Genomic DNA, 14142 nt, shown 5'->3' with positions numbered 1-14142 from the left:
CCATGGCACTACCCGCGATCCCCGCCTACGAGCTGCCCGCCGCCCTGCCGGACAACCGGGTCGGCTGGCGGCTCGAGCCCGCGCGCGCCGCGCTGCTGATCCACGACATGCAGAACCACTTCCTGGCGCCCTTCGAGTCGGAGCCCATCCCGACGGTGATCGACAACATCCTCGGTCTGCGCGAGATGTGCGAGGCGGCCGGCATCCCCGTCTTCTACTCCGCCCAGCCCGACTCGCAGACACCCCGCCAGCGCGGGCTGCTGACCGACTTCTGGGGCCGCGGACTCGGCGACCCGTACGGCGCGGCGATCGTCGACGCGCTGCGGCCGGACGACCCCGCCCGCGTCCTCACCAAGTGGCGCTACAGCGCGTTCGTCCGCACCGACCTGGCCGACCGGCTGGGCAGCCGCGACCAGCTGCTGATCACCGGCATCTACGCCCACATCGGGGTGCAGGCCACCGCACTCGACGCGTTCATGCGCGACATCCAGCCCTTCGTGGTCGGCGACGCGGTCGCCGACTTCTCGCTGGAGCACCACGTGGGCGCGCTGGAGTACGTGGCGCAACGTTGCGCCCAGGTCGTCTCGGCCAAGGAGCTGTCGGTGGTGCCGCGATGATGCGCGAATACGTGGCCTCGCTGCTCGACGGCGTCGTGCCGGGCGACGACGAGAACCTGTTCGACCACGGGCTCGACTCCGTCCGGCTGATGATCGTCGCCGAGCGGCTCGAGGTCGACTTCGCCGACCTGGCCGAGCGGCCCACCCTGCGCGCCTGGGCGGAGCTCGCGGGTGAATGAGCTACCGCTGACGCCCGCGCAGGAGGGCATCCGGACCGGGCAGGCACTCGACCCGCTGTCGCCGATCTACAACGCTGGCGAGTACGTCGAGATCGTCGGGCCGCTCGACGTGGAGCGGTTCTCGGCGGCGCTGCGGTCCGTCATCGACGCGGCCGACGCCCTGCACACCAGGTTCGACGCGGGCGTGCAGGTCCTCCGCCGGGAGCCGTGGTCGCTGCACGTGGCCGCCCCCGCCGGGCTCGACGAGGCGCTCGGCTGGATGCGGGCCTCGCTGGAGCGACCCGTGGACCTGGCCGCCGGGCCGCTGTTCACCCAGGCGCTCTTCGTCCTGGGTGAGCGGCACCACCTGTGGTACCAGCAGATCCACCACATCGCCGCCGACGGCTACGCCTTCTCGCTGCTGGCCGGGCAGGTCGCCGCCGTCTACAACGGCGCCCCGGCCGGACTCGCGCCCTTCGTGCCCGCCACCGCCACCGGGGACGAACGGGACCGGGCGTACTGGCTCGGCCACCTCGACGGCGCGCCGGAACCCGTCTCGCTCGCCGCGCCCGCACCGCCCGGCGGCGTCGTGCGCTCGACCGGCGCACTGCCGTACCGGGGGGCCGACCTGGCCGAGCGGGTGATCGCCGCCACCGCGAGCCACCTGGCCGCCTGGACCGGCGCGGACGAGGTCGTGCTCGGCCTGCCCGTGATGGGCAGGCTCGGCACCGGCCTGCTGCGGGTGCCGTGCATGGCGATGAACATCGTGCCGTTGCGCGTGCGCGTGCCGTACGGCGGGGCCTTCGACGCCCTGTGCGGCGAGGTCGCCCGCGCGGTCCGCGACAGCAGGCCGCACCACGGCTACCGCTACGAATGGCTGCGCCGCGACCTGCGGCTGGTGGGCGGGGAGCGGCGGCTGTTCGGGCCCGTCGTCAACCTGCTGCCCTTCCGCCGGCCGCTGGCCTTCGGGGAGGCGACCGGCACGGTGCGCACCCTGTCGGCCGGGCCCGTCGAGGACCTGTCGGTGACCGTCTCCGACCGTGTCGTCCTGGAGGCCAACGCGGCCGCCTACTCGGCCGAGGAGGTCGAGGGGCATCTGGAGAGCTGGCTGGAGCACTTCGGCAAGCTCCTGTCCGGCCGTCCCGTACGGCACGGCAGCCCGCTCGACGGCGGGCCGCTTCCCGCCCCCGCCGTGCCGGTCGCCTGCCTGCTGCGGGCACGGGCGGCGGAACGTCCCTTCGAGGGGGCCGTGGAGCTGGGCGGTCGGCGGCTGACGTACCGGGAGCTGATGAAGGCGGCGCAGGCTTTCGGCGAACAGGTCGACGGCGCCGGGCTCGTCGGCGTCCTGCTGCCGCGCGGCGTCGAGGCGATCGTCGCCGTCGTCGGCTGCGTCCTGGCCGGCGCCGCCTACCTGCCCCTCGACCCTGCCTGGCCGAAGGCGCGGCTGGACGCGGTGCTCGCCGACGCCCGGCCCGACGTGCTCGTGACCCCGTCGGGGGTGGAACGGCTCTCCACCGGCTCGCCCTGCGACCTGGCCTACGTCATGTACACCTCGGGCTCCACCGGACGGCCCAAGGGGGTGGCGGTCGGCCACGAGGCGCTCGCGCAGTTCGTGTCCGGGGCGAGCGCCCGCTACGGGATCACCGCCGAGGACCGGGTGCTGCAGTTCGCGCCGCTGCACTTCGACGCGTCCGTGGAGGAGATCTTCCTCACGCTGTGCGCGGGCGGATGCCTGGTGCTGCGCACCGACGACATGATCGCGTCGGTGCCCCGGCTGCTGCAGGCGTGCGCCGACCTCGGCATCACCGTGCTCGACCTGCCGACCGCCTACTGGCACGAGGTCGCCCACGCCCTGGCCGCCGGGCTGTGCACGCTGCCCGCCGGGGTGCGCACGGTCATCATCGGGGGAGAGGCGGCCCAGCCCGCGCGCGTGGCCGACTGGCACGCCGCCGTGGGGGCGGGCGTGCGGTTGATCAACACCTACGGGCCCACCGAGGCCACCGTGGTCGCCACCGCGGCCGACCTCGTGCCGGGCGACCCCGAGGCGCCCATCGGGCGGCCGCTGCCGGGGGTACGGCTGGCCGTCTCGCGAGGGGAGCTGGTGATCAAGGGGGACGGGGTGGCCCGGGGGTACGTGGGCGGTGACGGGTTCGGCCGCGTGTACCGGACGGGGGACCGGGTGCGGGTCAGGAGGGACGGGCAGCTCGTCCACCTGGGGAGGGTGGACGACGAGTTCAAGATCAGCGGGCATCGGGTGGATCCCGGGGAGGTGGAGGCGGCGCTGCTCGCGCATCCCTCGGTGAGGGAGGCGGCGGTGGTGGGGCGCGTCGGGGGCGGCGGGGTGCGGCACCTGGCGGCCTTCGTAGTGGGGGACGCCGCCGACCTGCGGGGGCACTTGCGGGCGGTGTTGCCGGCCGCGCTGATTCCTGGGCACATCGCGTACGTGGGGCGGTTGCCGCGGACGGGGTCGGGCAAGATCGACCGCGCGGCCCTTCGCGACTCGCTCGACGACCCGACCCCGGCGCCGGACGAGGCCCTCGCGGCCGTCTCCGTGCCCGGCGCGTCGTCTGGCGCTGTGTCCGCTGCCTCTGTGTCCGCTGCCTCGCCCGTTTTCGCGGCGGTCCTCGACGTCTGGCGTGAGGTGCTCGGCATTCCCGAAATATCCCCCGAAGCCGACTTCTTCCTCCTCGGCGGCACCTCGCTCCAGACCATCCAGGTCGTCAACCGCCTCTCCGTCCTCCTCGGCCGCCAGATCCCCGGCACCCTCGTCTTCCGCCACCCCACCCCCACCACCCTGGCCGCGGCCCTGCAGGGCGCCCAGACCGCCGACGCGCCCTGGGAGCGGGACGCGTGCCTCCCCGACGACGTCCGGCCCCGCCGTACGCCGCGTGCCGGAGCCGTCCTGCTCACCGGCGCGACCGGCTTCGTGGGCAGGCACCTGCTGGCCGAACTGCTCGCCTCCACCGACGCCCGCGTCGTGTGCCCCGTGCGCGACCCGAGCCGCCTGCCCGCCCATCCGCGCGTGCTCGCCGTACCCACTGACCTGACCACCCCCGGCTGGACCGCCGGCCTGCCGCGCGTCGACGCGGTCTACCACAACGCCGCCGTCGTCAGCGTGACCCGCGGCTACGCCAGCCTGAGCCCCGTGAACGTCGGCGCCACCATCGACGTCCTTCGCCTGGGCGTCCCCGTGCACCACGTGTCGACCCTCGCCGTCGCCCCGTCCGGCCGCCCGATCCCCGAAGACTTCGTCCCGGCCCACGACGGCCTGCGCGACGGCTACCAGCGCAGCAAGTGGGCCGCCGAGGAGCTCGTACGGCAGGCGCTCGAACGCGGCCTGCCCGCCACCGTCCACCGCCTCGGCAGGGTCGTCGGCGAGCCCAACCCGCAGGACCTGTTCTGGCGCATCATGCGCGCCTCCGAACAGACCGGCGCTCGCCCCGAGCTGGAGGTGGCCGAGCCGTGGACGCCGGTCGGCTACGCCGCCCAGGCGATCGTGGGCCTGGCCGCGACCGGCGCGACCGGCGTGTTCAACCTCGCGCCCCGCCCGCCCGTACGGCTCGGCGAGGTCCTGGCCGAGCTCCTCGGCGTGCCGGAGATCCCCCTGCCCGCCTGGGTGGAGCGGATCAGGGCGCTGGACCCCGCGCTCGCGCTCTTCTTCGACCTGGCCGCGGGCGCACCCGAGGCGCTCGGCGAGGTGCGTTGCGAGCGGGCCTCGGCCTTCGAGTGCCCGCCGATCATCTACAAGGAGATCCTGTGCTGACGATCACGTCCACCGTGGAGACCGAGCGCGCCGCGCGCTACCTGGTGCAGCTGTGCAAACACTTCGCGCACAAGGTGCCCGCCGAGTGGACCGACGAGGAGGGCACGGCCCGCTTCGACTGGGGCACCTGCGTCATGCGAGCCTCCGGAGGCGCACTCCACCTGGAGGTGAGCGCGCCCGACGAGGAGAGCCTGGGACGGGTGCGCTACGTGGTCACCGACCATCTGGAGCGCTTCGGCTCGCGCGACAGCCTGGTCGTGACGTGGAGCCCCCGCATGTAGCCACGACCTTCTCCAACGGCCGTCACCCGCCTTACCATGCGGGTGATGGCCGTTGTCCGGAGCCGCGGAAACCTCCCCGCGGACATGACCAGCTTCGTCGGCCGGATCGCCGAGCAGGGCGGAGTGATCAAACTGCTGCGCTCGGCCCGTCTGGTCACCCTCACCGGGACGGGCGGAGTGGGCAAGACCCGCCTCGCGCTGCGGGCTGCCAAACGTACGGCAGGGCGCTTCTCCGACGGGGTCTGGCTGGTCGAACTGTCCGAGCTGCAGGACCCGGAACTCCTGGCCCACGAGGTCTGCGGCGTGCTCGGCGTGCGCGACCAGTCGGCCAGGCAGCAGGTCCAGGTGCTGGCCGACTACCTGGCCGACAAGCGGGTCCTGCTGCTGCTCGACACCTGCGAGCACCTCGTCGACCACTGCGCCGCCCTGTCGGCCTACCTCCTGCGCTCGGCGCCCAGGCTGCGCATCCTCGCCACCAGCAGGCAGCCACTCGGGTTGCCCGGCGAGCACGTCCTGCCCGTGGAGCCGCTGCACATCGAGGAGGAGGCGGTGCGGCTGTTCACCGAGCGGGCGCGTGCCGTACACGCCGGTGCCGACGTCACCGGACCGGTGCTGGAGCTGTGCGACCGGCTCCAGGGGCTGCCGCTGGCCATCGAGCTGGCCGCCGCCCAGACCGGGTCGCTGTCGGTGGAGGAGATCCTCTCGGAGCTCGAGTCGCGGCGCCTCGACAACCCCGCCCGCACCGGCGTGCAGCGCCACCAGAGCATGCGCACGACCGTCGGATGGAGCCACGAGCTGTGCGAGCCGCTGGAACGGCTGCTGTGGGCACGGCTGTCGGTGTTCGTCGGCAGCTTCGCCCAGGACGGCGTGATCACCGTCTGCTCGCATCGGCCGCTCACGCCGGAAAGCGCCCTGCAGACCCTGCGCGGGCTCGTCGACAAGTCGATCGTGCAGCGCCTGCCCGGTGGCCGCTACCGGATGCTCGACACGATCCGCGCCTACGGCCGCGAATGGCTCGGCCACCTGGGCGACGAGCAGCAGCTACGGCGCAGGCACCGCGACTACTACCTGGGCCTGGCCCGATGGTTCAACGCCGACTGGCGCGGCCCCGAGCAGTTCGAATGGGCCGACCGCATGGCCGGCGAACTGGCCAACCTCCGCATCGCCTTCGACTACTGCTGGTCGCATCCCGACGACTTCCCCACCGGCCTCGACCTGGCCGCCTCGCTCGTCTACTTCTGGGTCGCCTGCGGGCACGTCCGCGAGGGCCGCCACCAGCTCGACCGGGCGCTCGCCCGCTGCCCGCAACCGTCCTACGAGCGCACGGCCGCGCTGTGGGCGTGCGCGTTCGTCGCCATGACCCAGGGCGACCACGACGCCGCCCAGCAGATGCTCGACGAGGCCGGCGTCGCCGCCGAATGGCAGGACGACGCCCTCGCCGGCGCCTACGTCCTCACCATGCGCGCGATGCTCGCGATGCTGCGCGGCGCCCTCGACGACGCCGTCCTCCTGGCCACCGACGCCGCCGACATCCACCGCGGGTTAGGCGACACCGGCTTCGGCGTGCTGCTGTCGCTGTCGGTGCACGCGCTCTCCCTCATGCTCGAAGGCCGCGACCTGGCCACGGCGACCGGGATCGTGGAGGAGATGTGGGAGATCTCCGACACCTTCGGCGGGCGATGGGCGCGCTCCTACGCCGACCACCACCTCAGCGGCGTACGGCTCGCGCAGGGCGACCTCGACGGGGCCGAGGAGTTGGCGCTGCGCTGCCTGGAGACCAAGTGGCGGCTGCACGACACGGTCGGCACGGCGCTGGTGCTCGACCTGCTGGCCCGCATCGCCGTGGCGCGGGGAGACGGGAGCTCGGCGGCGCGGCTGCTCGGGCTGTCGGAGCAGGTGTGGAGCGATCACGGGGTCGAGGCGGTCGGGATGGGGTCGGCGCAGCTGTCATCGCCACGGGAGCAGTGCGTGAGCGCGGCACGGGAGCTGGTGGGGGACGACGGCTTCGAGGCGCTCTACGGAGAGGGGAGGGGGCTGGACTTGGGCGAGGCGATCGGAGCCTTGCTGGTCGGGAAGTGATCCGGCGCCGTCTTACGGCTCATCGAAAGGGTGCTTGAGGCGCGTGCCAGGCGGCAGGCCCCGCCGTACGAACCACTCCGTGCCGAACACCTGCCGATACAACGGCCCGGGCACCTTGAGCATCACCGCCAGCGTCCGGTCGCTGTCTCCCCCCGAAGCCTGCGACGCGTGAGCGGCCATCGAAGCACGCTTCTGCTTCGTGTACCGCCGCACATTCACCCGATGCGTGATGTCCGCCCCCGCCGTATACGCGCTCTCGAACGTCCGCGGATCGAACTCCGGCGGGAAGCGATACACCTTCCCCGCCATCCGCAGCAGCTTCACCAGCGGATCCCGGTTGACCGTCGCCTCCAGCACGATCGGCGTGCCCGCCAGCTCCGCCGCCCGCCGCCCCACCCGGTGCACCTGCACATGGTCGGGATGGCCGTACCCGCCCGCCGGATCGTAGATCGCCACCAGATCGGCCCGCTCCTCCCGCAGGATCGCCGCCAGCTTCTCCGCGGCCTCCTCGGAATCGGCGTCGATGAACGCGTTGTCAGGCCGGTCCGCCGCGATCCCACCCGACGGGCTCAACCCGGAATCGCCGTACCCCAGGCACTCCACCCGGGCACACCCCAGCACCGCCGCCGACTCGTAGAGCTCCTTCAACCGGGTCATGCCCAGCTCGTCGCCGGGCTCCAGATCGGACAGGCCGCGCTCACCAGCGGTGGCCACGACCAGGACGACCCGATGACCCTCGGCGGCGAGCATCGCCATCGTTCCCGCCGTCAGCAGGGCCTCGTCGTCGGGATGAGCATGGAAGAACACGGCTGTACGTGGAGGCACAAGCCCCAGATTAGTGTGGGACGAGTGCGGATCCTTCACGTGAGTGACTGTTACCTGCCCAGGCTCGGCGGCATCGAGGTGCAGGTGGCCGATCTGGTCGGCAAGCAGCGCGAAGCCGGGCACGAGGTCGAGGTGGCCACCGCCACCCGCGGCGAGCCCATGCCCGGGGTCCGGCGCATCGTCGCCCGCATGCCCTTCGACCTGCCCGTACACCCGTCCGGCGTGAAGCATCTCACCCGCCTCATGACCTCACGCCGCCCCGACGTGGTGCACGTCCACACCGGCGCCGTCTCCCCGTTCGCCTGGCAGGGCGTCCGCGCCGCCGTACGAGTCGGGCTGCCGGTGGTCGTCACGGTGCACTCGATGTGGGACCCGGTGACCCGCGGGCTGTATCGGGCGCTCCGGCTGCTGTTCGAGTGGCAGAGGTGGGGGCTGGTCGCGACCACGGTCAGCACGGCGGCGGCGGTGCCCATCAGGGCGGTGGCGGGGCGGGGGGTGCCGGTGCACGTGGTGTCGAACGGCCTCGACCTGTCAGGCTGGCGCGCCCAGCCCGGCCCTGACCAGATCACTCCCGAGAACCTGGGCGAGATCCACATCGTCGCCGTGGGCCGCCTGGCGCCCCGCAAACAACCCGTCCGCCTCCTCCGCCTCCTCCACCAGGCCCGCGCCCGCATCCCCGCCGGCATCCCCCTCCGCGCCACGGTCATCGGCGACGGACCGGCCCGTGCCTCCATGGAGCGCTACCTGTCCAAGCACGGCATGACCTCCTGGGTATCCCTGCCCGGCCGCTACTCCCGGGAGCAGATCGCCAAGACCCTCACCTCGGCCGATCTCTTCATCGCCCCCGCCCCCCGGGAGTCCTTCGGCATCGCCGCCCTCGAGGCCCGCGCCGCCGGCCTCCCCGTCGTCGCCCGCGCCCAGAGCGGCGTGGCCGATTTCGTACGGCACGGCAAGGAGGGCATGCTCGGCCGCACCTTCGACGAACTGGTGGACGCGGTCGTCCGCCTCAGCACCGACCCGTCGCTGCGCACCGCGATCGCCGCCCACAACCGCGCCGTGGACCCGGTGGCCGGCTCCTGGCCGATCGTCCTCGACGGCTTCGACCAGTGCTACACCCAGGCCCGCTCCCGCTGACCGCTCCGATCAGCGCTACGCCGCCCCGGCGGGCTCCCGCTCGCCCGCGTCTCCGACAGCGTTACGGCCGCCCAGGCCGGCCCCCGCTGACCCGCTCCGCCCAGTCCTGCGCCGCCCACGCTCACGGCCGGTGCAGCACCACCACCCCGTCCTTCTCGAACACCCTCCGATACCCCTCGCCCTCCAGCTTGGCCACCGTCCCCGCCTGATCCTCAAGCGACCCGAACGGGAAATCCCATCGCTGAGTGTCAGCCACGATCCAAGGCGCCCCACTCGGCTCGGGCCGCCACAACAGCACCGTGGTCCGGTCCGTCAGCGCCGGCCCCGCATAGTTGACGGCCTCCACCACCACCCCGTCCGGCACCTGCGCCAACGCCGGCTCCAATGCCGCGGCCCGACCTTCGTCCCCCTTGTAGAAGTCGGGCGAGACAAGCTGGTCGAAGGCGAACCGAGGCACAAGCGTCAACGCCACCACGGCCACCGCCCCCGCCCACAACAGCTGTAGTGACCGATCGCCGGGCCGCTTGACCCACCGCAACAACCGCACCAGCCCGTCGACGCCCGCGCACAGCAGAATGACGACGATGAACGCGTTGTAATGGAAATCCGCCTGCCACCAAGGCTCCCGATCGGACAGCAGCCGCTCGAACAGATTGGGCAAGGCGGCCAGAGTCAATGGCGAGAGCAGGCACAACAACAATGTCGGCCACACCAGCAACACCATGGTGTCGACCTTGGCCTCGGCCCCGTTCCCGAACAGCGCCGAGAACGGATCGGAGAACACCGCGGCCACCATCTCCGACACCCCTTCCCCGAGGTGTCCGTAGGCCCAGTAATCCGTCGGATCCCCACCGGCGGCCGGAATCAGCACCGCCCGTACGAGCCCGAAATGCAGCAGCCCCAACCCGATCGTGTTGCACGCGTGGAACCAGTCGCGCCGGGTCAGCAGATACAGCCCGAACCCCACGACGATCAGGCCCATGTCCTCCTTGACCAGGAGCAGCCCGAAGATCGCCGCATAGAACCCGAGATAACTGCGCGCCTGATAGCGCTCGATGGCGATCGCCGACAACACGGGCACGAACATGACCTCGTGCACGTCGAAGTTCACCATTTGCGCGACGGGCCAGGACACCGCATAAGCCACGCTGACGAAATACGCGGCGGCCCGCCCGAGCTGCCGCCGCGTGAACACCCAGATGAACGGGATCGCCGCCGCCAGCAACATGGCTTGCGCGACGATCAAAGTCGCCGGACTGTCATGCATCCAGTAGAACGGCGCCAGCAACGCCCAGATGGGCGAGAAATGATCGGCGAGCTGGAGATACTCCAAGCCGCGATCGCGAAAGGCCCCGACGGCGGGCGCATACGGGGCGGAGAAGTTCGCGTAGGCGCGCACGGTCTGATCGAAGATCACCAGGTCGAAGGTCGTGGCCCGATAGGTGGCCAGCCTGACCAGCCCCAGAAAGGAGTACAGGCAGCACGAGAGCAGGGCGAGCAGGGCCACCCATGTGTGGTGTTTTCTGACCAGACGCACGGCGGACAAGGGTAAGAGGCGAGGTAGTGGCATGTATAGGGAGGGGGTTCGGAGGGATTTGCAGGTGCCGAGCACCCTATGTCAGTTCACGCGGCTTTCGGTGGCTTATGGCGCCAGCTGGCCGCTGCATGACAACAACAGGTCCTTGCTCGCCAACTCCGCCCCCCTGCTGCCCGGGACCAGGCGCCGCGCATGGAGCTGGGCGCGCGGATGTCGCCCGCATGGGCCCGCAACCGCCCGGCGCCTGATCATGCCGCGCCCCTCACGGCACCTCACGGCCGTCGGAGCACCACCACACCATTGCGCTCGAAGACGCGCTCATACCCGCCGGCCACCAGCTCCTCCACCTGCGCCGCCTGTTGGGCCGCGGAGCCGTACGGGAACTCCCAGCGCTGGGTGTCGGCCACGATCCACGGCGCCGGGTAGCTGAAGCCCGGGCGCAGCAAGAGCACGGTGGTGCGGTCGGTGAGGGCCGGGCCCATGTAGTTGACCGTGGCCACCGTCACGCCGTCGGGGACGCGGCTCGCCGCCTCCTCGGCGGCGGCGATCTTGACGGGGTCGCCGCGGTAGAAGGCCGGGGACAACAGCTGGCCGAAGGCGAAGCGGGGTACAAGGGTGAGGGCGACGGCGAGGACGCCGAGAGACCAGGCCAGCTTCCAGGCTCGGTCGTCGCTGCGCTTGAGCCAGCGCAGCAGCCGGGCGAACCCGTCGACGCCGGCGAGCAGCAGGACGACCACGGTGAAGGCGTTGTACTGGTAGTCGGCCGCGTGCCACTGGACCCAGCTGCCGAGGAAGCGCTCCAGCAGGTGGGGGAGCGCCATCAGCGTCAGCGGCGACAGCAGGCACAGCAGGAGGGTCGGCCACAGCAGGAAGAAGATCGTGCCGGTCTTGCCCTCGGTGGCGAACAGGGTGTCGAGCACCTGGAACGGGTGGGTGATCATGCCGACGGCGGCGCTGCCGGGAGTGGGGCCGAACTGGCTGTAGGCCCAGAAGTCGCTCAGTTGCCCGCCGACCGCGGGCATGATGACGCCCCGCGTGAGGACCGCCGCGGTGAAGCCCGAGAGGATCATGATGGTGCCGTGGGCCCACTCGCGCCGGGTCAGGACGTAGAGGCCGAAGCCCGCCACCATCAGCCCCATGTCCTCCTTGACCAGGAGCAGGCCGAAGAGGGCGAGGTAGCAGGGGACGAGGCGGCCCGCCTGGTAGCGCTCGATGACGATGGCCGTCAGGAGCGGGACGAACATCACCTCGTGCACGTCGAAGTTGACCGCCTGGGCGACCGGCCACGACAGGGCGTAGGCCACCGACACCAGGTAGGCGGGGGTGGTGCCGAGCAGGCGGCGGGTGAACATCCAGATGAACGGCACGGCCGAGGCGAACAGCACCGCCTGGGCGATGATCAGCGTCGTGGGGCCGTCGTGGATCCAGTAGAAGGGCGCCAGCACGGCGTAGATGGGGGAGAAGTGGTCGGCTATCTGGGGATAGTCGAGACCTCTGCCGTGCCAGATGCCGATCGACGGGATGTAGCCGGGCAGGAACTTGGCGTAGTTGCGCACCGCCTGGTCGACGATGACCAGGTCGAAGGTGGTGGCGCGGAAGATGCCGAGCTTGACCAGGCCGAGGACCGCGTAGATCGCCGCTGCCAGCACGCTGATGGCCCCGAGCCAGATCGGGTGCCGGTGCTTGAGGCTGAGCTTCGGGGTCGCGCGGACCAGGGTGTCGGTTGCCACGGGGAGAAGGGTATATGGGGGTGTCCAGCTGTGGGACTGGCCGCGCGGTGGGTTGTGGACAAGCGGGGAGGGGGAGCCTTGGCCGTGGACGCGGCGAAAGGCCCGCGGTCCTCTAGGAGGACGCGCGGGCCTTCATGCGCGGGTGCGACCGCCGCACCGCTCTGCCCCCCACAGGCGGTACGGCGGCCGCAGGTCACAGGGTCAGGAGCAGGCCGCGGCGAGCTTGGTCTGGGCGCTCTGAGCCTTGGTCGCGAGGTCGGCCATCCCCGCGGGGTTGGAGGCGTCGACGCTCTCGACGATCGAGGCCAGGTCGTTGATGCCGCCGGCCAGGTCGCCGTCGTACTTCCCGGCGAGGGTCTTCAGCTGCGAAGCCGCGTCCTTCGTGGACTTCTCGAAGGCGGTCGGGTCCGTGGCGATGCTGGCGACGCTGCCGCTCCACGTGGTGACGATCTTGTTGGCCTCGGTGACGGCGGCGTTGCAGTCGACTGCCTGGCCGACGGCGCCACACGAGGTGGTCAGGCCGATCAGAACGAGTCCGGCGAGGCCGACTCCGATCTTGGTCTTCATGGGGTGCGTTCCTTCGATTCGGATTTGCGACAAGCGGACATTATGGACCACCGCTTGAGGCCCGCTTTCACTTCGCCAACATCGGGTAGGGGATCGTTATGGTCACTGGTGAGGCTGCCCAACAGCCGTCGTTGAAGCGGGTCATCGGCCGCAAGGTGCTGCTGCTCTTCGTGATCGGCGACATCCTCGGCGCGGGCATCTACGCGCTGGTCGGGAAGGTGGCCGGGCATGTCGGCGGGGCGCTCTGGCTGCCGTTCATCGTGGCGTTCGTCCTCGCCGCGCTGACCGCGACCTCCTATGCGGAGCTTGTCGGGAAGTACCCTCACGCGGCCGGTGCGGCGCTGTACACGAACAAAGCGTTCGGCATCCCGTTCCTGACCTTTATTGTCGCGTTCACCGTCATGATGAGCGGCATCACCTCGGCGAGCGCCGCCGCGCGGGCGTTCGGGGGGCGGTATCTGGCGGAGTTCGTGACCGTGCCGGTGCTCGTGGGCGCGTTCATCTTCCTGGCCCTGGTGGCGCTGGTGAACTTCGCGGGCATCTCGGAGTCGGTCAAGGTCAACGTGGTGCTGACGATCATCGAGGCGTTCGGCCTGCTGGTGATCGTCGCGATCGGCGTGTGGGCCCTGATCACGGGTGACGGGGAGCCGGCGCGGGCGATCGAGTTCCATCCCGCGAACGGGGCGTTCCTCGGGGTTCTGGGCGGTACGGCCCTGGCCTTCTACGCGCTGCTGGGCTTCGAGGACTCGGTGAACCTGGCCGAGGAGGCGAAGGATCCGCAGCGTGACTTCCCGCGCGCGCTGTTCGGGGGTCTGGTGGCGGCGGCTCTGATCTACATGGCGGTGGCCTTCACGGCGACGATGCTGGTCGACACCAAGACGCTGGTGGCGTCGTCGGGGCCGCTGCTCGAGGTGGTCAAGGTGGCGGGCCTGGCGTTCCCGCCGAAGTTGTTCGCCGCGATCGCGCTGCTCGCGGTGGGCAACACGGCGCTGATCAACATGCTGATGGCCTCCAGGCTGGTGTACGGCATGGCGAGACAGAAGATCATTCCGCCGTTCTTCGGGTCGGTGCATCCGACGCGGAGCACGCCGTGGGTGGCGATCGTGTTCACGATCGGCCTCGCGGCCATCCTGGTCGCCTCGGCCAGTGACATCACCCCGCTGGCCGACACGACGGTGCTCCTGCTGCTGTGCGTGTTCGCGCTGGTGAACGTGTGCGTGCTGGTCCTGCGTCGTGAGGACGTGGAGCACCAGCACTACCGGGCGCCGACCTGGGCGCCGGTGCTGGGCGCGGTGGTGTGCCTGTTCCTGGCGCTGCCCGTCACCGGCCGCGCCGGCGACGTCTACCTGCGCGCGGCCGTGCTGGTCGGCGTGGGTGTGGTGCTCTGGGTGATCAACTGGCTGTTCGTCGGCCGGGTCAAGGAGATCGACCCGACGAAGATCACCGAGTGA

At 71.2% G+C, this 14142-nt stretch carries 11 protein-coding genes; 7 read left to right on the top strand and 4 right to left on the bottom strand.

The features are described from left to right. Positions 1-2 precede the first annotated feature (2 nt). From ACIBH1_RS14350 to ACIBH1_RS14330, 5 genes are read left to right on the top strand one after another with little or no spacing between them, the layout of a single operon-like run. A complete protein-coding gene (locus ACIBH1_RS14350) occupies positions 3-617 on the top strand; it encodes an isochorismatase family protein (RefSeq protein WP_397314153.1) in 615 nt (204 codons plus the stop codon). Further along, positions 614-796 carry a phosphopantetheine-binding protein gene (locus ACIBH1_RS14345; RefSeq protein ID WP_397314152.1) on the top strand — a complete coding sequence of 61 codons (183 nt, stop codon included), beginning with the start codon at positions 614-616 and terminating at the stop codon, positions 794-796. Before ACIBH1_RS14350 ends, ACIBH1_RS14345 begins: the two co-directional genes overlap by 4 nt. After that, complete coding sequence (locus ACIBH1_RS14340) at positions 789-4538, top strand: AMP-binding protein (RefSeq protein WP_397314151.1); 3750 nt, start codon at positions 789-791, stop codon at positions 4536-4538. Before ACIBH1_RS14345 ends, ACIBH1_RS14340 begins: the two co-directional genes overlap by 8 nt. Then, the gene (locus ACIBH1_RS14335; protein WP_397314150.1) at positions 4532-4819 is read left to right on the top strand and encodes a DUF2218 domain-containing protein; all 288 of its coding nucleotides are present in this window, start codon (positions 4532-4534) and stop codon (positions 4817-4819) included. Before ACIBH1_RS14340 ends, ACIBH1_RS14335 begins: the two co-directional genes overlap by 7 nt. A gap of 45 nt (positions 4820-4864) precedes the next feature. Continuing rightward, complete coding sequence (locus ACIBH1_RS14330; RefSeq protein WP_397314149.1) at positions 4865-6898, top strand: ATP-binding protein; 2034 nt, start codon at positions 4865-4867, stop codon at positions 6896-6898. Positions 6899-6910: 12 nt separating this feature from the next. Here ACIBH1_RS14330 and ACIBH1_RS14325 read toward each other — a convergent pair whose 3' ends face one another. After that, positions 6911-7762, bottom strand: coding sequence for a PIG-L deacetylase family protein (locus ACIBH1_RS14325; protein WP_397314148.1), 852 nt, complete (start codon positions 7760-7762; stop codon positions 6911-6913). On the opposite strand from ACIBH1_RS14325, the gene ACIBH1_RS14320 reads away from it, so the two are divergent. Then, a complete protein-coding gene (locus ACIBH1_RS14320; RefSeq protein WP_397314147.1) occupies positions 7763-8857 on the top strand; it encodes a glycosyltransferase in 1095 nt (364 codons plus the stop codon). A gap of 121 nt (positions 8858-8978) precedes the next feature. On the opposite strand, the gene ACIBH1_RS14315 is transcribed toward ACIBH1_RS14320, so the two are convergent. The 3 genes from ACIBH1_RS14315 to ACIBH1_RS14305 all read right to left on the bottom strand — a co-directional run bounded on the left by ACIBH1_RS14315 (position 8979) and on the right by ACIBH1_RS14305 (position 12691). Continuing rightward, on the bottom strand, positions 8979-10394 hold the full coding sequence (locus ACIBH1_RS14315; RefSeq protein ID WP_397314146.1) for a DUF2079 domain-containing protein: 1416 nt from the start codon (positions 10392-10394) through the stop codon (positions 8979-8981). Positions 10395-10666: 272 nt separating this feature from the next. Next, on the bottom strand, positions 10667-12124 hold the full coding sequence (locus tag ACIBH1_RS14310) for a DUF2079 domain-containing protein (protein WP_397314145.1): 1458 nt from the start codon (positions 12122-12124) through the stop codon (positions 10667-10669). A 201-nt stretch (positions 12125-12325) separates the two neighbouring features. Further along, complete coding sequence (locus tag ACIBH1_RS14305) at positions 12326-12691, bottom strand: hypothetical protein (RefSeq protein ID WP_397314144.1); 366 nt, start codon at positions 12689-12691, stop codon at positions 12326-12328. 131 nt (positions 12692-12822) lie between these two features. Between ACIBH1_RS14305 and ACIBH1_RS14300 the strand changes: the two genes are divergently transcribed. After that, a complete protein-coding gene (locus ACIBH1_RS14300; RefSeq protein WP_397314143.1) occupies positions 12823-14142 on the top strand; it encodes an APC family permease in 1320 nt (439 codons plus the stop codon).

It is taken from the genome of Nonomuraea sp. NPDC050663 (assembly GCF_044456985.1).
In the GTDB taxonomy this organism is placed as follows: Bacteria; Actinomycetota; Actinomycetes; order Streptosporangiales; family Streptosporangiaceae; genus Nonomuraea.
Note: the sequence above shows the minus strand (reverse complement) of the source record. Positions and strands in the feature narration are given on the sequence as shown.

What these genes read in the sequence shown, in the direction of transcription:
- ACIBH1_RS14350 (WP_397314153.1), top strand. Translation starts at nt 3, where the DNA reads ATGGCACTACCCGCGATCCCCGCCTACGAGCTGCCCGCCGCCCTGCCG.
- ACIBH1_RS14345 (WP_397314152.1), top strand. Translation starts at nt 614, where the DNA reads ATGATGCGCGAATACGTGGCCTCGCTGCTCGACGGCGTCGTGCCGGGC.
- ACIBH1_RS14330 (WP_397314149.1), top strand. Translation starts at nt 4,865, where the DNA reads ATGGCCGTTGTCCGGAGCCGCGGAAACCTCCCCGCGGACATGACCAGC.
- ACIBH1_RS14305 (WP_397314144.1), bottom strand. Translation starts at nt 12,691, where the DNA reads ATGAAGACCAAGATCGGAGTCGGCCTCGCCGGACTCGTTCTGATCGGC.